The organism is Enterobacter cloacae complex sp. 6730903 (assembly GCF_048283985.1).
Classification (GTDB): domain Bacteria; phylum Pseudomonadota; class Gammaproteobacteria; order Enterobacterales; family Enterobacteriaceae; genus Enterobacter; species Enterobacter hormaechei_C.
In genome coordinates, this window is record NZ_JBLVXX010000049.1 from 1 (window position 1) to 20,373 (window position 20,373).

The 20,373-nt window shown below is 55.8% G+C and carries 18 protein-coding genes; 11 read left to right on the forward strand and 7 right to left on the reverse strand.

The window, feature by feature from the left end; translation table 11 throughout:
* Positions 1–289: 289 nt before the first annotated feature.
* Positions 290–1,492 carry an NAD(P)/FAD-dependent oxidoreductase gene (locus ACNQ0W_RS20920; protein ID WP_017384175.1) on the reverse strand — a complete coding sequence of 401 codons (1,203 nt, stop codon included), beginning with the start codon at positions 1,490–1,492 and terminating at the stop codon, positions 290–292.
* Between the two features lie 228 nt (positions 1,493–1,720).
* Here ACNQ0W_RS20920 and pitA point away from each other — a divergent pair, with 228 nt between their 5' ends.
* Complete coding sequence (gene pitA / locus ACNQ0W_RS20925) at positions 1,721–3,220, forward strand: inorganic phosphate transporter PitA (protein WP_003861225.1); 1,500 nt, start codon at positions 1,721–1,723, stop codon at positions 3,218–3,220.
* 54 nt (positions 3,221–3,274) lie between these two features.
* Here pitA and uspB read toward each other — a convergent pair whose 3' ends face one another.
* A complete protein-coding gene (gene uspB, locus ACNQ0W_RS20930; RefSeq protein WP_003861224.1) occupies positions 3,275–3,610 on the reverse strand; it encodes a universal stress protein UspB in 336 nt (111 codons plus the stop codon).
* A gap of 283 nt (positions 3,611–3,893) precedes the next feature.
* Here uspB and uspA point away from each other — a divergent pair, with 283 nt between their 5' ends.
* Complete coding sequence (uspA, locus tag ACNQ0W_RS20935) at positions 3,894–4,331, forward strand: universal stress protein UspA (RefSeq protein WP_003861223.1); 438 nt, start codon at positions 3,894–3,896, stop codon at positions 4,329–4,331.
* Positions 4,332–4,422: 91 nt separating this feature from the next.
* On the opposite strand, the gene rsmJ is transcribed toward uspA, so the two are convergent.
* Positions 4,423–5,175: a 16S rRNA (guanine(1516)-N(2))-methyltransferase RsmJ gene (rsmJ, locus tag ACNQ0W_RS20940; protein ID WP_062933340.1), complete on the reverse strand. Its 753-nt coding sequence runs from the start codon at positions 5,173–5,175 to the stop codon at positions 4,423–4,425.
* A 7-nt stretch (positions 5,176–5,182) separates the two neighbouring features.
* Positions 5,183–7,225 carry an oligopeptidase A gene (gene prlC, locus ACNQ0W_RS20945; RefSeq protein WP_062933339.1) on the reverse strand — a complete coding sequence of 681 codons (2,043 nt, stop codon included), beginning with the start codon at positions 7,223–7,225 and terminating at the stop codon, positions 5,183–5,185.
* A gap of 177 nt (positions 7,226–7,402) precedes the next feature.
* Here prlC and ACNQ0W_RS20950 point away from each other — a divergent pair, with 177 nt between their 5' ends.
* The 4 genes from ACNQ0W_RS20950 to ACNQ0W_RS20965 all read left to right on the forward strand — a co-directional run bounded on the left by ACNQ0W_RS20950 (position 7,403) and on the right by ACNQ0W_RS20965 (position 12,018).
* Positions 7,403–8,245 (forward strand): 23S rRNA (adenine(2030)-N(6))-methyltransferase RlmJ, encoded by an 843-nt coding sequence (locus ACNQ0W_RS20950; protein WP_006808562.1) that lies wholly within the window; start codon positions 7,403–7,405, stop codon positions 8,243–8,245.
* Positions 8,246–8,315: 70 nt separating this feature from the next.
* Positions 8,316–9,668: a glutathione-disulfide reductase gene (gene gorA, locus ACNQ0W_RS20955; protein ID WP_017384179.1), complete on the forward strand. Its 1,353-nt coding sequence runs from the start codon at positions 8,316–8,318 to the stop codon at positions 9,666–9,668.
* A 171-nt stretch (positions 9,669–9,839) separates the two neighbouring features.
* Positions 9,840–10,127 carry a hypothetical protein gene (locus ACNQ0W_RS20960; protein WP_062933338.1) on the forward strand — a complete coding sequence of 96 codons (288 nt, stop codon included), beginning with the start codon at positions 9,840–9,842 and terminating at the stop codon, positions 10,125–10,127.
* 241 nt (positions 10,128–10,368) lie between these two features.
* Positions 10,369–12,018 (forward strand): alpha,alpha-trehalase, encoded by a 1,650-nt coding sequence (locus ACNQ0W_RS20965; protein WP_006808565.1) that lies wholly within the window; start codon positions 10,369–10,371, stop codon positions 12,016–12,018.
* 52 nt (positions 12,019–12,070) lie between these two features.
* Here ACNQ0W_RS20965 and ACNQ0W_RS20970 read toward each other — a convergent pair whose 3' ends face one another.
* Positions 12,071–13,657 (reverse strand): STY4199 family HEPN domain-containing protein, encoded by a 1,587-nt coding sequence (locus tag ACNQ0W_RS20970; RefSeq protein ID WP_062933337.1) that lies wholly within the window; start codon positions 13,655–13,657, stop codon positions 12,071–12,073.
* Positions 13,658–13,803: 146 nt separating this feature from the next.
* Here ACNQ0W_RS20970 and ACNQ0W_RS20975 point away from each other — a divergent pair, with 146 nt between their 5' ends.
* Together ACNQ0W_RS20975 and ACNQ0W_RS20980 are read left to right on the forward strand one after the other, a co-directional pair.
* The gene (locus ACNQ0W_RS20975; protein WP_017693814.1) at positions 13,804–14,337 is read left to right on the forward strand and encodes a GNAT family N-acetyltransferase; all 534 of its coding nucleotides are present in this window, start codon (positions 13,804–13,806) and stop codon (positions 14,335–14,337) included.
* Positions 14,338–14,414: 77 nt separating this feature from the next.
* The gene (locus tag ACNQ0W_RS20980) at positions 14,415–14,753 is read left to right on the forward strand and encodes a lysozyme (RefSeq protein WP_062933336.1); all 339 of its coding nucleotides are present in this window, start codon (positions 14,415–14,417) and stop codon (positions 14,751–14,753) included.
* Here ACNQ0W_RS20980 and ACNQ0W_RS20985 read toward each other — a convergent pair.
* Positions 14,732–15,334: a response regulator transcription factor gene (locus tag ACNQ0W_RS20985; protein WP_062933335.1), complete on the reverse strand. Its 603-nt coding sequence runs from the start codon at positions 15,332–15,334 to the stop codon at positions 14,732–14,734. The genes ACNQ0W_RS20980 and ACNQ0W_RS20985 overlap by 22 nt on opposite strands.
* Positions 15,335–15,508: 174 nt before the next feature.
* Positions 15,509–16,267 (reverse strand): SDR family NAD(P)-dependent oxidoreductase, encoded by a 759-nt coding sequence (locus ACNQ0W_RS20990; RefSeq protein WP_062933334.1) that lies wholly within the window; start codon positions 16,265–16,267, stop codon positions 15,509–15,511.
* A 119-nt stretch (positions 16,268–16,386) separates the two neighbouring features.
* On the opposite strand from ACNQ0W_RS20990, the gene ACNQ0W_RS20995 reads away from it, so the two are divergent.
* From ACNQ0W_RS20995 to ACNQ0W_RS21005, 3 genes are all read left to right on the forward strand, one after another.
* A complete protein-coding gene (locus ACNQ0W_RS20995; RefSeq protein WP_017384184.1) occupies positions 16,387–17,286 on the forward strand; it encodes a LysR family transcriptional regulator in 900 nt (299 codons plus the stop codon).
* A 50-nt stretch (positions 17,287–17,336) separates the two neighbouring features.
* A complete protein-coding gene (gene yhjD / locus ACNQ0W_RS21000; RefSeq protein ID WP_047052711.1) occupies positions 17,337–18,362 on the forward strand; it encodes an inner membrane protein YhjD in 1,026 nt (341 codons plus the stop codon).
* A gap of 260 nt (positions 18,363–18,622) precedes the next feature.
* The gene (locus ACNQ0W_RS21005) at positions 18,623–19,945 is read left to right on the forward strand and encodes an MFS transporter (RefSeq protein WP_015571519.1); all 1,323 of its coding nucleotides are present in this window, start codon (positions 18,623–18,625) and stop codon (positions 19,943–19,945) included.
* The last annotated feature ends 428 nt before the right edge of the window (positions 19,946–20,373 follow it).

The window sequence follows — 20,373 nt, forward strand, 5'->3', positions numbered from 1 at the left end:
TCGATGTGTTTGCGGGAAAAAAATCGGCCCAGATCCGCGAAATTTTAATCAGCGAGTCAGCTTGGGAAGAAATGACCTGCTTATTCGCACCTTCCCTAGCGCATTTTCATAATCCAAATAGGATTTGAGACGCCTACCCCTAGCCATGATCGTACCCTAAAAACGACATTGATACGTACCTATATGTGCATTTTATAGTCTCCAACCCTATAACCACACATTCAGTAAGTATACAACATTAGCGTCGTTTTTTGAGAATGGTTACAACTTTAGTGCTTTGTGTACAACTTTATTGTCCTCGGACATCAGCGAGTGCCTGCGCGCATGCCCAGGCACTGGCCCACGCCCACTGGAAGTTATACCCGCCGAGCCAGCCGGTCACGTCCATCACTTCACCAATGAAATAAAGACCCGGCACGTTGCGGGCTTCCATCGTGCGGGATGAGAGTTCGTTTGTATCCACGCCGCCCAGCGTCACTTCCGCCGTGCGGTAGCCTTCGGTGCCGTTTGGCTGTACGCGCCAGTTCGTCAGCGTCTCCACCAGCGTTTCCTGCTCGCGGCTGTTGAGCTGCTTGAGCGCGACATCCGGAATTTGCCCTAACACCTGCAAGCACTCCACGAGACGCTTCGGCAGCTGCATCGCCAGGGTATTTTTCAGGCTTTGATTCGGGTGCGCAGCGCGTTGCTCGTTAAGGAAGGCGTCCAGATCGCAGTCCGGCACCAGGTTTACGGAGACAAACTCCCCCGGCTGCCAGTAGCTGGAGATCTGCAATACCGCCGGGCCCGAGAGTCCGCGATGGGTAAAGAGCAGATTTTCGCGGAACACCGTGCCGTCTTCGGCCGTAATGACCGACGGCACAGACACGCCGGAGAGCGTCTGAAGCTGTTCCAGCAGGGGCTTATGCAGCGTGAACGGTACCAGCCCGGCGCGGGTGGGCAGTACCTTCAGGCCAAACTGCTCGGCGATTTTATAGCCGAACGGTGAGGCGCCCAGCCCCGGCATCGAGAGGCCGCCGCTGGCGATCACCAGGTTATCGGCGCTGACGGTTTCACCGTTGAGTTGCAGCGTGTAGCCCTCCTCGTCACGGGCGACGTCCAGCACTTCGGTGCGCAGGCGCATAACTACGCCGCCTTTTTCGCACTCGGCCACCAGCATATCGACAATTTGCTGCGCGGAGTCGTCGCAGAACAGCTGCCCCAGTGTCTTCTCATGCCACGCGATACCGTGTTTACCCACCAGCTCGATAAAATCCCACTGGGTGTAGCGCGCCAGCGCAGATTTGCAAAAATGACGGTTCTGGCTCAAATAGGCCGCAGGCTCGACATAAAGATTAGTAAAGTTACAGCGCCCGCCGCCAGACATCAGGATCTTGCGGCCAGGCTTTTTTCCGTTATCCAGCAGCAGCACGCGACGACCCGCTTGTCCGGCCATCGCCGCACAAAACATACCCGCCGCACCGGCGCCAATTACTACGGCATCAAACCTTTCCACGTCAAAACCCTCTTCGTTAACTGCCGCGGATTGTAAAGTTTCCTCAGTGGTCGCACCAGCGTAAAAAGATATTACAAAGCCATTTCATTGATATTTAAAGATTATCCTTTCGGGCACATTTCTCAAATCAGGTGGTATGTCAAAAAAAGTCTATATTTCACTTTGCCCGTTGCGCATTTGTCCTGGATAATGCGCCGCGTTCATGTCCTCAAAATGGCGTAACGTCCTATGCTACATTTGTTTGCCGGCCTGGATTTACATACCGGGCTTTTATTATTGCTTGCTCTGGTTTTTGTGCTGTTTTACGAAGCGATCAACGGCTTCCACGACACTGCAAACGCAGTAGCAACGGTTATCTACACTCGCGCAATGCGATCGCAGCTTGCGGTCGTTATGGCGGCGGTATTTAACTTTTTTGGTGTCCTCCTGGGCGGACTGAGCGTTGCGTATGCCATTGTGCATATGCTGCCAACGGATCTGCTGCTTAACGTGAGTTCCGGTCATGGCCTGGCCATGGTGTTCTCAATGCTGCTTGCTGCGATTATCTGGAACCTCGGTACCTGGTATTTCGGCCTGCCGGCATCCAGCTCTCACACCCTCATCGGCGCGATTATCGGTATCGGGTTAACCAATGCCCTGATGACCGGGACCTCCGTCGTTGATGCGCTGAATATCCCGAAAGTTCTCGGCATTTTCGGCTCTCTGATCATCTCCCCGATCGTCGGTCTGGTGGTGGCGGGTGGCTTGATTTTCATCCTGCGTCGCTACTGGAGCAACACGAAAAAACGTGCGCGTATCCACCTGACGCCAGCAGAGCGTGAGAAGAAAGACGGCAAGAAAAAGCCGCCGTTCTGGACGCGTATCGCGCTGATCATTTCCGCTATTGGCGTCGCCTTCTCTCATGGCGCGAACGATGGTCAGAAAGGTATCGGCCTGGTGATGCTGGTTCTGATTGGCGTCGCACCGGCGGGCTTCGTGGTTAACATGAACGCCTCCGGTTACGAAATCACCCGTACCCGAGATGCGGTAAACAACGTTGAGACTTACTTCCAGCAGCATCCTGATTTGCTGAAGAAAGCGACCGGCGTGGACCAGCTGATTCCGTCGCCGGAGTCAGGCGCAACGACGGCACCGGGCGAGTTCCATTGCCATCCGGCAAACGCGATTAACGCGCTGGAACGTGCGAAAGGCATGCTGGCCGATATCGAAAGCTATGACAAACTGGCTGTTGAACAGCGTGGTCAGCTGCGTCGCATCATGCTCTGTATCTCCGACGTGACCGATAAAGTCGCGAAGCTCCCAGAGGTTAATGCTGACGACCAACGTCTGTTGAAGAAACTGAAAGGCGATATGCTCAACACCATTGAGTACGCGCCAATCTGGATCATCATGGCGGTCGCGCTGGCGCTGGGTATCGGTACGATGATTGGCTGGCGTCGTGTGGCGACCACCATCGGCGAGAAGATCGGTAAGAAAGGCATGACCTATGCGCAGGGTATGTCCGCGCAGATGACGGCAGCGGTATCTATCGGTCTGGCGAGCTACACCGGTATGCCAGTCTCCACCACCCACGTACTCTCTTCGTCCGTGGCAGGTACCATGATTGTTGACGGCGGCGGTTTGCAGCGTAAAACCGTAACCAACATCCTGATGGCCTGGGTGTTCACCCTCCCGGCGTCCATCCTGCTGTCTGGCGGTCTGTACTGGATTTCGCTGAAGCTGATTTAATCGGCTGAAGGCGACAAAAAAGCGGGTCAGGAAACTGGCCCGCTTTTTTTATGCTCAGTGCCAAATCATCAGCGCAATCATACTCACCACAACCAGGCCACACAGGGCGCTGGTCAAAATGAACTGACGACGCAGGCGCTCGCAGCGACGGATAAACTCTTCATCGTGGTGATCGCGGTAGCGTTGGTAGTAGATATACCCCACCAGACGCATCTGCTTGCTGGGCTGTCCGTGCGAGGTGAAGAACCCTCCACCGTCCACATACTGATAAAGCAACGGATCGCAACCACGAAGTACCACTAACAGCGCACGTAACGATGAGAAGTAGCGCGCCATATTCACTATGCAAACTACGCATAACGCCCAAAACAATGCGACGGTGCTAATCATACATCCTCCCCGGCGTCCGCCCACGAAGCAAGGCTCCTGAGCTACCGCACCCCAATGCCCTGACAGACAGTTCAGTGAAAGAATGACCAAAAGTCGATCCGGTTCGCGTTTTAATATCCGAACGGCTCATTAAATAGTGTAGGAGATCCGTTAATTTTTTTGCCACAAGGTTAATCGTTATCAACACCAAAGCTTGAAAAATATGTTTAACTGGGCCGTAATGAAAGCATCAGACGACGGCTTTCCCATTTAGTCATCGATAACTTAAGGAAGGAGTAACACTATGGCTTACAAACACATTCTCATCGCGGTAGACCTCTCCCCGGAGAGTAAAGTGCTGGTTGATAAAGCAGTATCCATGGCACGTCCCTACAACGCGAAAGTTTCGCTGATTCACGTTGATGTGAATTACTCCGACCTCTACACCGGTCTGATCGACGTCAATCTGGGCGATATGCAGAAACGCATCTCCGAAGAGACTCACCACGCGCTGAGCGAGCTTTCTACCAACGCGGGCTATCCAATCACTGAAACCTTAAGCGGTAGCGGCGATCTGGGCCAGGTGCTGGTTGATGCGATTAAGAAATACGATATGGACCTGGTGGTATGCGGTCATCACCAGGACTTCTGGAGCAAGCTGATGTCTTCCGCGCGCCAGCTGATTAATACCGTACACGTGGATATGCTGATTGTTCCACTGCGTGACGAAGAAGACGAGTAAGTGCAAAAAAGCCCGGTGGCGCTAACGCTTACCGGGCCTACAAGCGGCACTGAATGTAGGCCGGGTAAGGCGAAGCCGCCACCCGGCTTTTTTATTCTGGCGTTCCCGAATAAATATCAAATCGGTGTCCTTTGGTGGTCACCGCGTTAGTGGTCGCAACGTCCGCCAGCGGCGGCGCATAGTCCGGCCGCTTCACCACCACCCGCTTCGTCGCCAGCTGACGAGCCGGCTCCAGCAAGCCATCGGCATCTAAATCTGACCCCACCAGCGACTGAAACACCCGCATCTCTTTCTTCACCAGCGCGCTTTTCTGCTTATGCGGGAACATGGGGTCGAGATAGACCACCTGCGGGCGCGGGGTGATATCGGTCAGCGCCGTCAGGCTGGAGGCATGAATAAGTTGCAAACGTTCCTGTAACCACGGGCCGATTTCCAGGTCCGCGTAGCCCCGCGTCAGCCCGTCGTCGAGCAGCGCGGCGACAACCGGATTACGCTCCAGCATCCGCACCCGACAGCCGACAGACGCCAGCACAAAGGCATCGCGCCCCAGCCCCGCCGTGGCATCCACCACGTCCGGCAGATAGCTGCCTTTAATGCCGACCGCTTTGGCCACCGCTTCGCCGCGACCGCCGCCAAACTTACGTCGGTGCGCCATCGCGCCGCCGACAAAATCGACAAAAATCCCGCCAAGCTTCGGCTCATCGCGCTTGCGCAGCTCCAGATGTTCCGGCGTCATCACCAGCGCCATCAGGTTGTCTTCATCATGTTCCAGCCCCCAGCGGGTCGCCAGAACAGATAAGGCGCCGTCCCCGGCGCCTGTTTCATCTACTAAGCAGATCTTCACGTAGCAATCAGCCTTTGATTCCGTAATGCTCCAGCATCGCATCCAGTTGCGGCTCGCGGCCACGGAAGCGTTTGAACAGCTCCATAGGCTCTTCTGAACCGCCGCGCGTCAGGATGTTATCCAGGAACGACTGACCGGTTTCGCGGTTGAAAATCCCCTCTTCTTCGAAGCGCGAGAAGGCATCTGCCGCCAGCACGTCGGCCCACAGGTAGCTGTAGTAGCCTGCGGCGTACCCGCCTGCGAAGATATGGCTGAACGCGTGCGGGAAGCGTCCCCAGGTCGGGCCTGGAATAACGGCGACCTGCTTTTTAATCTCGGCCAGCGTTTCGAGGATTTTCGCCCCCTGCTCCGGGCTGAACTCGGCGTGCAGGCGGAAATCGAACAGGCCGAACTCCAGCTGACGCAGGATAAACATCGCCGCCTGGTAGTTTTTTGCCGCCAGCATTTTGTCCAGCAGTTCCTTCGGCAGCGGTTCGCCCGTTTCGTAATGGCCGGAGATAAACGCCAGCGCGTCCGGCTCCCAGCACCAGTTTTCCATAAACTGGCTTGGCAGCTCGACCGCATCCCATGGCACACCGCTGATACCGGCGACGCCAGCGGTTTCGATGCGGGTCAGCATGTGGTGCAGGCCGTGACCGAACTCGTGGAACAGGGTGATCACTTCATCGTGGGTAAACAGCGCAGGTTTGCCGTTCACCGGACGGTTGAAGTTACAGGTCAGGTAGGCGACCGGTTTTTGCAGGGAACCATCCGCTTTACGCATCTGGCCCACACAGTCATCCATCCACGCCCCGCCACGTTTGTTTTCACGCGCGTAAAGATCCAGATAGAAGCTGCCGCGCAGCTCGTTTTTCTCGTCATACAGCTCAAAGAAGCGCACGTCCGGATGCCAGACGTCGATATCGGTACGCTCTTTCGCGGTAATGCCGTAGATGCGTTTCACCACCTCGAACAGGCCGTTAACGGCTTTGTTTTCCGGGAAGTACGGACGCAGCTGTTCGTCGCTGATGCTGTAGAGGTGCTGTTTCTGTTTTTCGCTGTAGTATGCGATATCCCACGGCTGAAGCTCGTCCACGCCGAACTCCGCTTTCGCAAAGGCGCGCAGCTGAGCCAGTTCTTTTTCACCCTGAGGACGGGCGCGTTTCGCCAGATCGGTCAGGAAGTCGAGCACCTGCTGTGGGTTCTCGGCCATTTTGGTGGCAAGGGATTTATCGGCATAGCTGTCGAAGCCCAGCAGCTGTGCCAGCTCGTGGCGCAGGGCGAGGATTTCCGCCATCACCGGGCTGTTATCCCATTTGCCCGCATTCGGCCCCTGATCGGAGGCGCGGGTGCTGTAGGCGCGGTACATCTCTTCGCGCAGGGCCTGGTTGTCGCAGTAGGTCATCACCGGCAGATAGCTTGGGATATCCAGCGTTAACAGGAAGCCTTCCTGCTCTTTCGCTTCGGCCTGGGCTTTTGCCGCTGCCAGCGCGCTTTCCGGCATACCCGCCAGTTCAGATTCGTCGGTAATCAGCTTCGTCCAGCCCATGGTGGCGTCGAGGACGTTGTTGCTGTACTGGTTGCCCAGCTCGGACAGGCGCGCGGCGATTTCGCCGTAGCGAACCTGTTTTTCTTTTGGCAGGCCAATCCCGGACAGTTCGAAATCACGCAGGGCGTTATCGACAGATTTTTTCTGCGCGGTGTTCAGTTCGGCATAGTGGTCGCCGTCGCGCAGGTCGCGGTAAGCTTTGTAAAGCCCTTCGTGCTGACCCACCCAGGTGCTGTACTCAGAGAGCAGCGGCAGGGTTTGTTCGTAGGCTTCGCGCAGCTCCGGGCTGTTTTTCACCGAGTTCAGGTGGCTTACCGGGGAGAAGATACGCCCCAGCACGTCGTCCACTTCGGCCAGCGGCTGACACAGATTCTCCCAGGTGTACGGCGCGCCCTGCGCAACCACGCTTTCTACCGCCGCGCGGCAGTTTTCCAGCGACTGGGTAACGGCCGGAACCACATGCTCAGGGAGGATTTTAGAAAACGGTGGCAACGAAAAAGGCGTCAGTAATGGATTGGTCATAAACGCTGTCCTGTTGAAAGAGATGAATGAAGCGCGCATCCGGCGCTGTGCATATTGTTCAGTAATGGGGTTAAGTGTAGAGGATTTCAATAGCCGCGCTTACCGGGCCTGCGGGTAATCTGTGCCGTTCTGCTGTAAACTGTGGCAAATCGTCAATTCAGCGGAATATCATTACCCATGCTCAGTTATCGCCACAGCTTCCACGCAGGCAACCACGCCGACGTCCTCAAACACACCGTTCAGAGCCTGATCATCGAATCGCTTAAAGAAAAGGATAAACCATTCCTTTATCTGGACACCCACGCGGGCGCGGGCCGTTATCAGCTGAGCGGCGAGCATGCCGAGCGTACCGGTGAATATCTGGAAGGGATTGCGCGTATCTGGCAGCAGGACGATCTGCCTGCCGAGCTGGAGCCGTACATTGGCGTGGTGAACCACTTCAACCGCAACGGCCAGCTGCGTTACTACCCGGGTTCACCGCTGATTGCCCGCCAGCTGCTGCGCGAGCAGGACAGCCTCCAGCTGACAGAGCTGCACCCGAGCGACTTCCCGCTGCTGCGTTCTGAGTTTCAGAAAGATAACCGCGCCCGCGTGGACAAAGCCGATGGCTACCAGCAACTGAAAGCCAAACTGCCGCCGGTTTCCCGTCGCGGCCTGGTGCTGATCGACCCGCCGTACGAAATCAAAACCGACTATCAGGCGGTGGTGACCGGCATTAACGAAGGTTACAAACGCTTTGCCACCGGCACCTATGCCCTGTGGTATCCGGTAGTGCTGCGCGCGCAAATTAAACGCATGATCAAAGACCTCGAAGCGACCGGCATTCGTAAAATCCTGCAAATTGAGCTGGCGGTGCGCCCTGACAGCGACCAGCGCGGCATGACCGCGTCCGGCATGATCGTCATTAACCCGCCGTGGAAGCTCGAAGCACAGATGAACAACGTGCTGCCGTGGCTGCACAAAACGCTGGTGCCAGCCGGTACGGGTCACGCCACCGTGAGCTGGATCGTGCCGGAGTAATCGCAGCCATCGGTGGAAACTATTGATTTCAGGTATACAATCGCGGCAATTCACGATTAAGGACAACGCTATGACTAAGCATTATGACTACATCGCAATCGGCGGCGGCAGCGGCGGCATCGCCTCCATCAACCGTGCAGCCATGTACGGCCAGAAGTGTGCGCTGATTGAAGCCAAAGAACTCGGCGGCACCTGCGTGAACGTGGGTTGTGTACCGAAGAAAGTGATGTGGCATGCCGCGCAAATCCGTGAAGCTATCCATATGTATGGCCCGGACTACGGCTTTGACACCACCATCAACCACTTCGACTGGGATAAACTGATCGCCAGCCGTACCGCCTACATCGACCGTATTCACACCTCGTACGATAACGTGCTGGGCAAGAATAACGTCGACGTGATCCGCGGCTTCGCCCGTTTCGTGGATGCGAAAACGATCGAAGTGAACGGCGAGACGATCACCGCCGATCACATCCTGATCGCCACCGGCGGCCGTCCGAGCCACCCGAACATTCCGGGCGCGGAATACGGTATCGACTCCGACGGGTTCTTCGAGCTGCCTGCTCTGCCAGAACGCGTTGCCATTGTGGGCGCAGGTTACATCGCGGTTGAGCTGGCTGGCGTGATTAACGGCCTGGGGGCGGAAGCGCACCTGTTCGTGCGCAAACACGCGCCGCTGCGCAGCTTTGATCCGCTGATCGTCGACACGCTGGTCGAGGTGATGAACGCCGAAGGCCCAACCCTGCACACCAACGCCGTGCCAAAAGCGGTGGTGAAAAATGCGGACGGTAGCCTGACCCTGGAGCTGGAAGATGGCCGCAGCCAGACCGTTGACTGCCTGATCTGGGCGATTGGTCGTGAACCGGCCACCGACAACTTCAACCTGGCCGCAACCGGGGTGAAAACCAATGAAAAAGGCTACATTGTCGTTGATAAGTTCCAGAACACCAGCGTACCGGGCATTTATGCCGTCGGTGATAACACCGGCGCCGTAGAGCTGACGCCGGTTGCCGTGGCGGCGGGGCGTCGTCTTTCCGAGCGTCTGTTTAACAACAAGCCGGACGAACATCTGGACTACAGCAACATCCCGACCGTGGTCTTCAGCCACCCGCCAATCGGTACCGTCGGCTTAACCGAGCCGCAGGCGCGTGAGCAGTACGGCGATGACCAGGTGAAAGTGTATAAATCGGCGTTTACCGCGATGTATACCGCGGTCACCTCGCACCGTCAGCCGTGCCGCATGAAGCTGGTCTGCGTGGGCCCGGAAGAGAAGATCGTCGGCATCCACGGCATTGGCTTCGGCATGGACGAGATCCTGCAAGGCTTCGCGGTGGCGCTGAAGATGGGCGCAACGAAGAAAGACTTCGATAACACCGTGGCGATCCACCCGACGGCGGCGGAAGAGTTTGTGACCATGCGCTGATCCGTCTGATCCGCAACAAAACCGGCCAGCTGGCCGGTTTTTTTATGCCCTGGGCAGGTAAACCCAACGGCTGTACAAACGGTAACAAAATAACCCGCTACCCGCGGTGGAATTAACTAATCTTAGAAAGCGCTACGCGTTCGCCTGTTACTACGGAAAAAGATTAGAGATATGAAAATGCACGTAAAGATCACCGCAAAACTGATGGCCAAAATGCACCTTGTTCTCGCGCTGGTATGGGCGATACTGACGATTGCTACCCTGCTGTGGTGGAAAAACAGCATTCTGTGGGTGTCGTTAATGAGCATTTACGCCATCGTGATTTCCCATCTGGCTGCGTACAGCGCCGCCCATGCGGAAAAAGCGGCCAGCAAGGCGATGGATAAAAGCGAAGGCGCCAGCCAGAAAGCCAATCAAACCGCCAACAGCCTTCAGGGCGATGCACGTCAGGCACACTAATCCGTGCGTATATGCAGAATACCGAATGCTCTGAATTTTATTCCTGCTCTGTTTCCAAAGATTCTGATTTAATAATTTCATAATCAAAGGGATATCTGATTTTCAGCGTGTTTAAATCCAATTTGAAAGCGTGATCTACCGCACACTTCGCACCGCATTAACCGAAGCGAATGTCTACGCTTAAAAGATAGCCGGGAAAAACCCGTATTTGTTACGACAAAAACCGGAGGTCCTGAACACCATGTTCAACCAGAAACTACAGACTGCCGAGGATATCGAGTTCGAGATTGCAGAAGAGCTGCGCTACGAAACCGATCCCTGTGAGTTAAAACTGGATGAGATGATCGAGGCAGAGCCGGAACCGGAAATGATTGAAGGGCTGCCGGCGTCCGATGCCCTTACGCCCGCAGACCGCTACCTTGAACTGTTTGAACACGTCCAGTCGTCGCGGCTGTTTGCGGACAGCAAAACCTTTCCCGACTGTGCGCCGAAGATGGATCCGCTGGATATTTTGATCCGCTATCGCAAGGTGCGCCGCCACCGTGATTTTGACCTGGCGCGCTTTGTGGAGAATCACTTCTGGCTGCCGGAGGACTACAGCAAAGAGTACGTCTCTGACCCCGGCCTCTCTCTGAAAGAACATATTGATAATCTGTGGCCGGTGCTGACGCGCGAGCCGCAGGATCACATCCCGTGGTCGTCGCTGCTGGCGCTGCCGCAGGCCTATATTGTGCCCGGCGGGCGATTCAGCGAGACCTACTACTGGGACTCTTACTTCTCCATGCTGGGGCTGGCTGAAAGCGGTCGTAACGATCTGCTGAAATGTATGGCCGATAACTTCGCCTGGCTGATTGAGCGCTATGGCCATATTCCGAACGGCAACCGCACCTACTACCTCAGCCGCTCCCAGCCGCCCGTTTTTGCCCTGATGGTGGAGCTGTTTGAAGAGGACGGCGTGCGCGGGGCGAAGCGCTATCTTGAGCACCTCAAGATGGAGTATGCCTTCTGGATGGACGGGGCGGAATCGCTGCTGCTCAATCAGGCCTATCGCAGTGCGGTACGCATGCCGGATGGCTCATTGCTCAACCGCTACTGGGACGATCGCGACACACCGCGAGATGAATCGTGGATTGAGGACGTGGAAACCGCCCGTCATTCTGGTCGTCCACCGAACGAGGTATATCGCGACCTGCGCGCCGGGGCAGCCTCAGGGTGGGACTACTCATCCCGCTGGCTGCGCGATCCTGCGCGGCTGGCCAGCATCCGCACGACACAATTTATCCCCATCGATTTGAACGCATTCCTGTTCAAACTGGAGAGCGCTATCGCCAATATCTCAGCATCGAAAGGGGATAAAGAGACGGCTGAGCTGTTCCGCCAGAAAGCCAGCGATCGGCGCGCAGCGGTAAACCGCTATCTGTGGGACGAAGAGAACGGCTGTTATCGTGATTACGACTGGCGGCGTGAAGCCCTGGCGCTGTTCTCTGCGGCCAGCATTGTGCCGCTGTATGTGGGCATGGCTACGCATGAGCAGGCTGAACGGTTGTCCGATGCCGTTAAAGCCCGTCTGCTCACGCCGGGCGGTATTCTCGCCACCGAATATGAAACCGGGGAGCAGTGGGATAAGCCGAACGGCTGGGCGCCGCTCCAGTGGATGGCGATCCAGGGGTTCAAGCAGTACGGCAACGACTCGCTGGGAGATGAGATCGCCTGGAGCTGGCTGCACACGGTGAACCATTACTACAAAACCCATCATAAGCTGATTGAGAAGTACCACATCGCCAGCAGCACGCCACGCGAAGGTGGCGGGGGGGAGTATCCGTTGCAGGATGGCTTCGGCTGGACGAATGGCGTGGTGCGGCGGTTGATTGGCCTGTATGGGGAGCCCTGAGCCTTGCCCCTCATCCTGACCCTCTCCCCTGAGGGGTGAGGGGGAAAAATAATCAGCGGATCACCTCATAAATGGCAGTCTGGATGGACTGCCATTTTTTTGTGCTGGCATCGGGCTGCGTCTTCGCGCGGCGCGTTGCCATATCGGCGTCGTGCTGCTGACGTTTCACTACCGCCGGGACGGTACAGAATGCTTGCAGGTACTGCTTACGCATCGACGTCAGCGATTCGCCGTTCGCCATCGCATGGCTAAGCGTATTAATAAAGCGTCGGCAGGGCTTTTGCTCTGTCATTTGCAGGCGGTAGCGCAACAACACTTCCAGCACGTCGACGTAGCCTGCCGACAACGCCTCCTCCGTCCATGACATTTTCCAGTCCATCCCGCCCTGCAAAAACAGGAGCGCCACGCGGGTGTCATTGCGATTGATGGCCGAGCGGAAATTATTCTCATCCCAGGTGACACCCATGCGCGTCAGCGTTTCTCGCGAGGAAGGCGTTTCGCGCATCTCCTGCACCGGCGCGGGAGATGCCGTACTGGCTACAGCTGGCTGCGGTTTACTGCTGGTCACCAGCCAGAATCCCCCCGCGACAATCGCGATAACCATCACGCCAACCGCTCCCCACAGCACGCCGGAAATCAGCTGTTCGCGCTGCTCTGGCGTACGCGCGGCGCGCTGAGTCGGTTTTTCTATACTGTCGCGCACTTCAAAAAGATCGCCGCCTGTGGTGCGGTCTATTTTTTGCGCCTTTTCCCAGAACGCGTGCAGCTCGCTTTCGTCCACCGCCATCAGCGCCGCCGGGTTAACGCGTGTTCGCCCTTCTTCAAACGCGCGCTGAACGGAGCGGGTGATCTGTGTGTAATAGCAGTCGAGCAGCTGGATTTGCGCCCCGCTTAACGGCTGCTGCACGGTGATGCTGTTGCGGATTTGTCGAATATCTTCGAGGAAGGTTTGCAGGGTTTTGCGGGGCTCTACCAGCAGCGTCAGCATGTCCGGGGCGTTAAACAGCGGCGCGTAGTAGCGGCTAAATTCTTTTTTATCCACCAGCAGCTGGGCCAGCTCGCTGAACAACATGCCGCTCAGTACATCATTAATCTCACCGTTTTTCAGCCAGCGACGCACGCGTTCAGCGTTAAACAAGGTCTTAAGATGATTATTCAGCCGCACCGGATCGGGCCACGCCTGCTGTATCAGCCCTTTAATCATCAGCTCAATGGCACGCACCTGTTTCTGCGCCTGAAGCTGGCTCTCCTTCTCTGGCACTCTCCCGGTTTCGTAAGTCAGGAGAGGCTGTTGCAGGCGCAGATATTCAAGGGAGGTGACGAAGCGCATCGCCGCAATCAGCTGGTTTTCGCTGACATCCTGCCCGCTTTCATACTGGGGAACGCGCTGCTGAAGCAAGCGTAATTGCAGCGTAAAGGCCGTCATTTCCGCATCATTCAGGTTCAGTTTTCTGGCTACGGCGCCCCACCCGCCCAGCCCCAGGCGGGCGCTATCCAGTTGCTCCAGAAACCAGCGTGGATCTTTTCCTTCAGAAACATGTACATTCAACAGAAGTAAGATTTCAACAGACGCCTGACGGATCGCCGCCAGACAGTGTTCAAACTGTTCGCGGGTATGATGCGATGAGCTAATCATCATTGTTTTCCTTGAGAGACAATGAGTACCGCTAAAGCGGCATTAAAAGTCGTTTTTCTTTTTATTTATATGAGGTTAAACATACCTGACTTTCTGTTGAAATAAAGTGACAACCTTATAATCATTTGCAATGTCTCCGGAGGATCGTCATGCCCGCCTTAACCACCGCGCGTCTCACCTGCTCGCCGCTGCAAGAGCAAGACTGGCCCTTTTTTCTGTCGCTCCAGCAAAATCCTGAGGTGATGCGTTTTGTCGCCCCTGCGCGTAGCGAGGCGGACATTCGGGAAGCCTTTGAGTCTCGTCTGTTGCCGTGGACGCCGGGCAGCTCGCACTGGCTCTGCCTTGTGGTGCGTGAGACGGCCAGCCAGACGCCGCTGGGCGTAACCGGCTATGTGCACCGGGAAGCAGATTGTGCTGAAGTCGGTTTTCTCTTTGCACCCTCTGCACAGGGGAAAGGTTACGGTTTTGAATCTCTGCGGGCTGTGTGTGATTTCGCGCTGACTCAGGGTAATATCCGTCGGCTCACCGCCACCGTGACGGCGGGAAATATCGCCTCAAGGCGACTGCTGGAAAAAACAGGTTTTCAGCTGGAAGGTGAGTTGCGCGAGAGTTATTTCCTTTCAGGGCAATGGCATAACGACTGGCTATTCGGTTTACTGAAAAAGGAATTCCCGTTCAGTTAAACCTGATCAACAGCCATTTGGCGGATATTTCCCCGGCGGCGTTTCCTCTATAGTCGCGCCATTAAGAGGAAACGCTTATGACGGGTTATGCAATGCAGATATCTTCTGCTGCAATCGCATTAATTAAAAAACAACAGGGTCTTTCCCTGGAGAAATACCGTGACGAAAAGGGAATATGGGTTATTGGTTATGGTCACGTGATTCGCCAGTGGGAAAAATTTAACGGTCTCATCACGCCGACTGAGGCGGAGAATTTGCTTTTTAATGATATTCAATTATGTGAGGTGCTGCTGCGGGAAATGAACAAACGCCCATTAACCCAACAGCAGCATGACGCACTGATATTAACCCTCTTCAGTTTTGGGGAAGAGTCCCCTCTGCCAGAGAAGATCCTTCAGGCCGTCGCCCGGGTGTAGTACATCGCGGCCTGCGTCCGGTTTTTGACATCAAGACGCCGGAAAAGCGTCTCCAGATGGGCTTTTACCGTTGCCGCACTGATGTTGAGATTACGACCAATCTCTTTATTGGACTCTCCGGCCGCCAGTAACTTCAATACCTCACGCTGGCGCTCGCTTAACACTGACAGTTCATCCTGAGAGGAGTGCTGCTTCAGCCACTCGCCGGGAAAACAGACCATCCCTCGCGATACGGAATCCAGCACCGCGGAAAAGCGTTCGGGATTCGCATTGCGGGGAATTATCGCCACCACGTTGCGCTGAAACATTTGCTCAACCCAACGTCGCTCTTTTTTCGTTAACACCAACACCACGCGCGACGCTGGAAAACGATCCATAATCTCTTCCAGTAAAGCCACACCATTATCACGAATTAAATACCCATCTATCATGACGATAGCGGAGGGTGACGCGGATAATTGCGCCCATAATTCATCAGTCTGACGAGCCCCTGTCATATCTATTTTCGGAATTAACTTCTGCAAACTGTACATCGCTCCATGAATAAATAATGACTGCCTGTCAAACATGATTACTCGCATCGTTTTACTCCTCTGAGAATAGCGAAGGGGGATTCTACAGAGGCATTTTTTAAGAAAAAACTCAATGAATGGAGAGGTTACAAATCACCCAGCTCTCTTTATATCTTCCAGCATTTAGACATACCTGTTTTAAGGATTTCCTTAAGAGGGTTCCCTCCCCCTTAAGACTGAACATTACAGGAACATACCGCCTGAAACTTCAATACGTTGCGCATTCATCCAGCCCAGTTTGTCACTGAGCAACGCCGCAATGGCATCACCGATATCATCGGGCAGGCCCACGCGTCCCAGCGCCGTCTGCGAGGCCAGCAGCTGGTTAAGCTCCGCATTATCCCGCACGCGTCCGCCCCCAAAGTCGGTTTCAATCGCACCGGGCGCGATGATATTGACGGAAATCCCGCGCGCGCCAAGCTCTTTTGCCTGATAGCGGGTCAGCACCTCCATCGCACCTTTCATTGCCGCGTAGGTGCCTGAACCGGGCTGAGTAAAACGGGCCAGTCCGCTGGAGACGTTCAGGATCCGCCCTCCGTCTTTTATGAGCGGCAGCAGCTGTTGCGTGAGGAAAAACGGCCCTTTGAAGTGAATGTTCAGCGCATCATCAAATTGCGCTTCCGTCGTCTCGGTATAGGGAGCGTATAAGCCCGTGCCTGCGTTGTTCACTAAATAGTCAAAGGTGTCACATTGCCAGACGTGTTTGAGGGTATCCTTCACCTGCTGAGCAAAGCGCGAAAAGCTTGCCGTATCGCCGACGTTAAGCTGCAATGCTGCCGCTTTTCCGCCTTTTCCCTCGATTTCGCGTACAACGTCCTGCGCCTCCTGCTGGCTGTTATTCCAGGTCAGAATGATGCCTGTCCCTTCCGCGGCCAGCTTCAAAACGGCATTTTTACCCAGGCCGCGGCTACCGCCCGTCACTAAAGCAATACGTTCACTCATAATTCACCTCGTTTCGGCTGTGATGAAGATTGAGAAAGAGCTTATTAGATGGTAGAAAATCAATAAATAGTGCCGTCAGCGCTTCACTGTTTCATTCATAACAACAATGACCCACATCTATGGATAAAATACACGCAATGCAGCTTTTCCTTCGGGTTGCGGAACTGGAGAGTTTTTCCCGCGCGGCGGAGACGTTAAGCCTGCCGAAGGGGAGCGTATCGCGACAGATCCAGGCCCTGGAAAACGCACTTGGCACGCAGCTGCTGCACCGTACTACCCGCCGCGTCAGCCTGACGCAGGACGGCATGGTTTATTACGAGCGCGCTAAAGATCTGCTGATGAATCTGGACGAACTGGACGGCATGTTCCTGCACGACCCTTCAACCATCAGCGGTCGGCTACGTGTGGATATGCCCGTTGCCATTGCGCGAAATGTAGTCATTCCGAAACTGCCTGCATTTTTACAACAATTTCCCGGCATTGAGCTGGAGCTGAGTAGCAGCGATCGTCTGGTCGATGTCATCCGCGAAGGATTTGACTGCGTGGTTCGCGTGGGAAACTTAAAGGACTCCGGGCTTATCGCCCGCCCCCTTGGGAAACTCTCGGTGATCAACTGCGCCAGCCCGGATTATCTGACGCGATTCGGCTACCCTGAGACGCTGGACGATTTGGCTTCGCATGCCCTCATTCACTACTCCGCCACGCTGGGCACCCGTCCGCAGGGTTTTGAGTATTACAACGGCAGCGCGACCCAGTGGGTAAAAACGGGAGGCGTATTGACGGTTAACAGCACGGAAACCTACCAGGCCGCCTGTATCGCCGGGCTTGGCATTATTCAGGTCCCGCGCGTCGGGGTGCGTGATGCCCTGCGCACGAAAAAACTCGTTGAGATCCTGCCGCAATACCGGGCTGAACCGATGCCCGTCTCCCTCATTTATCCCCACCGCCGTAACCTCTCCCGCCGGGTGCATGTGTTTATGGAGTGGCTTACCGAACTCACAAAAGGTTACGTGGACTAGTCGCAAGCTATAATTCAGTAACATCCAGCTCAACGAAAAGGAAAATGCGCGTGACGCCGGAAAATAACCCGCAACGACCGACTCAACATTTAGATTATGAACCCATCAAAAAGATGGATAACGAGCCTGAAGCGCCGAAAGAGCCTGGAACGGCCAGCAAAGCGCTGGGCACCGTGACCGGCATAGCCGAAAAAATTCAGCAGATACCCGCGATTGCTCACCTGATACGCGCCGCTGAGCGCTTTAACGACCGCATGGGAAATCAGTTTGGCGCGGCGATCACGTACTTCTCTTTCCTGTCGATGATCCCCATCCTGATGGTGTCGTTTGCCGCCGCCGGTTTTGTGCTGGCGTCTCACCCGACGCTGTTGCAGGACATCTTCAATAAGATCCTGACCAACGTCAGCGACCAGACGCTCGCCACGACGCTCAAAAGCACCATCAACACCGCCGTGCAGCAGCGTACCACCGTGGGTATCGTCGGGTTGCTGATTGCGCTCTATTCCGGGGTGAACTGGATGGGCAACCTGCGTGAGGCTATTCGCGCCCAGTCGCGTGACGTCTGGGAGCGTAGGCCGCAGGATCAGGAGAAGATATGGGTGAAGTATCTGCGCGACTTTATTTCGCTGATTGGGCTGCTGGTGGCGCTGGTCATTACGCTCTCCATCACCTCGGTCGCCGGTTCCGCGCAGCAGATGATTATCTCCGCGCTGTACCTGGATTACATTGAATGGCTGAAACCGGCCTGGCGCGGCATTGGGCTGGCCATCTCTATCTTTGCTAACTACCTGCTGTTCTTCTGGATCTTCTGGCGTTTGCCCCGCCATCGTCCGCGCAAGAAGGCGCTGATGCGCGGGACGTTGATTGCCGCCATTGGTTTTGAAGTGATCAAGATTGTGATGACCTATACGCTGCCGTCGCTGGTGAAGTCGCCCTCCGGGGCGGCCTTTGGTTCGGTGCTGGGGCTGATGGCGTTCTTCTATTTCTTCGCTCGCCTGACCCTGTTCTGCGCCGCGTGGATCGCCACGGCAGAGTATAAAGATGACCCGCGTATGCCGGGTAAAACCCACCGCTGATGTCCTGTCGGGCTGATATTTCAGCCCGATCCGCCATTTCAGCATATAAATCCAGGCCGTAACTTTTATTTAACGCAAAACCAGTTTTAATGACTGATATCTAAAAAGTGTGAAGCATTTCATAGAAGTGTTTTCGCTGGTCTGAAAATTATCCGCTTTTTGTTGCTTTTATGACCACGCCACGCCTTTGTTACAGATTGAAATGTCGCTTTTGCTATGCCTAATATGGCCCTTCGTTCGTCCAAAAATAAGAAAATAGTATGCAAGCAACAGCCACCACACTTAACGAAGGGGCGGAACACGTTCCGGTCAACTCGCGCAATAAAGTCGTCGTCGCATCGCTGATTGGCACCGCCATTGAGTTCTTCGACTTTTATATCTACGCCACCGCTGCGGTCATTGTCTTTCCGCATATTTTCTTCCCTCAGGGCGACCCGACGGCAGCCACGCTACAGTCTTTAGCCACCTTTGCTATCGCCTTCGTTGCGCGTCCGATTGGTTCAGCGGTCTTTGGGCATTTTGGCGATCGCGTCGGCCGTAAAGTGACGCTGGTTGCCTCGCTGCTGACGATGGGGATCTCCACCGTCGCCATCGGCCTGCTGCCGACCTATGAAACTATTGGCATTCTGGCGCCTGTGCTGCTGGCGCTGGCGCGCTTTGGTCAGGGTCTGGGGCTGGGCGGAGAATGGGGCGGCGCGGCACTGCTGGCGACCGAAAACGCCCCGGCGCGCAAGCGTGCCCTGTATGGCTCTTTCCCGCAGCTAGGCGCACCGATTGGGTTCTTCTTTGCTAACGGCACCTTCCTGCTCCTCTCCTGGCTGCTGACCGATGAACAGTTCATGAACTGGGGCTGGCGTATTCCGTTCGTCTTCTCTGCCGTGCTGGTGCTGATTGGCCTGTACGTGCGCGTGTCGCTGCACGAGACGCCGGTCTTTGCTAAAGTCGCCGCGGCGAAAAAGCAGGTTAAAGTTCCGCTGGGGACGCTGCTGACCAAACACCTCCGCGTGACCGTGCTGGGCACGTTCATCATGCTGGCGACCTACACGCTGTTCTACATCATGACCGTTTACTCCATGACCTTCAGTACCGCCGCCGCGCCGGTCGGCCTGGGCCTGCCGCGTAACGAAGTGCTGTGGATGCTGATGATGGCGGTTATTGGATTTGGCGTGATGGTGCCCATCGCGGGCCTGCTGGCGGATAAATTTGGCCGTCGTTCAAGCATGATCGTCATCACCTCGCTGATTATTCTGTTCGCGCTGTTTGTCTTCCCGCCGCTGCTGGGTTCAGGTAGCCCTGCGCTGGTGATGGCGTATCTGCTGATTGGCCTGAGCCTGATGGGGCTGACTTTTGGCCCAATGGGCGCGCTGCTGCCGGAGCTGTTCCCGACTGAAGTGCGTTACACCGGCGCGTCGTTCTCCTATAACGTTTCGTCGATTCTGGGCGCCTCGGTGGCCCCGTATATCGCCACATGGCTTCAGGCGAACTATGGCCTGTTCTATGTGGGTGTCTATCTGGCGGCAATGGCAGCGCTGACGCTGATTGCGCTGCTGCTGACGCATGAGACGAAGCATCAGGCGCTGTAAGTGAATGCCGGGTGGCGGCTACGCCTTACCCGGCCTACGATTCAGCCCTCACCCACAGGGCTGAGGGCTCCCCACAAAATAATGCCTGCACAGACGGCCCCCTCTCCCTTGAGGGAGAGGGCTGGGGTGAGGGGGAACATACGGCTCAGGTGGTCATTCCGTTCACTTTATGTTCCTTGCTACTCTGTCACGACATGAGCGGTGAACGTGCCAGGGTGGCTCAGTCGCCACCACCCTGGCGACCCGGGCTTCCGGCGGAAAATCGCCGCTTCGCGGTGCCTTCGGCTTATTCCTTCCGGCTTATCGGGGACGGGCGGAGGTAACATCCCTGTAAAGCCCGCCCTCTCGGCGCATCCCTGCGCCTCGCCCCGGCCTACAGGAAACGCCTCAGCGATTTACAGCCGGACCGAGGCATCGCTGAAAGCCCT

Coding starts and splice junctions, on each gene's coding strand:
- pitA (WP_003861225.1), top strand. CDS start 1,721: ATGCTACATTTGTTTGCCGGCCTGGATTTACATACCGGGCTTTTATTA.
- uspB (WP_003861224.1), bottom strand. CDS start 3,610: ATGATTAGCACCGTCGCATTGTTTTGGGCGTTATGCGTAGTTTGCATA.
- uspA (WP_003861223.1), top strand. CDS start 3,894: ATGGCTTACAAACACATTCTCATCGCGGTAGACCTCTCCCCGGAGAGT.
- prlC (WP_062933339.1), bottom strand. CDS start 7,225: ATGACCAATCCATTACTGACGCCTTTTTCGTTGCCACCGTTTTCTAAA.
- ACNQ0W_RS20950 (WP_006808562.1), top strand. CDS start 7,403: ATGCTCAGTTATCGCCACAGCTTCCACGCAGGCAACCACGCCGACGTC.
- gorA (WP_017384179.1), top strand. CDS start 8,316: ATGACTAAGCATTATGACTACATCGCAATCGGCGGCGGCAGCGGCGGC.
- ACNQ0W_RS20960 (WP_062933338.1), top strand. CDS start 9,840: ATGAAAATGCACGTAAAGATCACCGCAAAACTGATGGCCAAAATGCAC.
- ACNQ0W_RS20965 (WP_006808565.1), top strand. CDS start 10,369: ATGTTCAACCAGAAACTACAGACTGCCGAGGATATCGAGTTCGAGATT.
- ACNQ0W_RS20970 (WP_062933337.1), bottom strand. CDS start 13,657: ATGATGATTAGCTCATCGCATCATACCCGCGAACAGTTTGAACACTGT.
- ACNQ0W_RS20975 (WP_017693814.1), top strand. CDS start 13,804: ATGCCCGCCTTAACCACCGCGCGTCTCACCTGCTCGCCGCTGCAAGAG.
- ACNQ0W_RS20980 (WP_062933336.1), top strand. CDS start 14,415: ATGACGGGTTATGCAATGCAGATATCTTCTGCTGCAATCGCATTAATT.
- ACNQ0W_RS20985 (WP_062933335.1), bottom strand. CDS start 15,334: ATGCGAGTAATCATGTTTGACAGGCAGTCATTATTTATTCATGGAGCG.
- ACNQ0W_RS20990 (WP_062933334.1), bottom strand. CDS start 16,267: ATGAGTGAACGTATTGCTTTAGTGACGGGCGGTAGCCGCGGCCTGGGT.
- ACNQ0W_RS20995 (WP_017384184.1), top strand. CDS start 16,387: ATGGATAAAATACACGCAATGCAGCTTTTCCTTCGGGTTGCGGAACTG.
- ACNQ0W_RS21005 (WP_015571519.1), top strand. CDS start 18,623: ATGCAAGCAACAGCCACCACACTTAACGAAGGGGCGGAACACGTTCCG.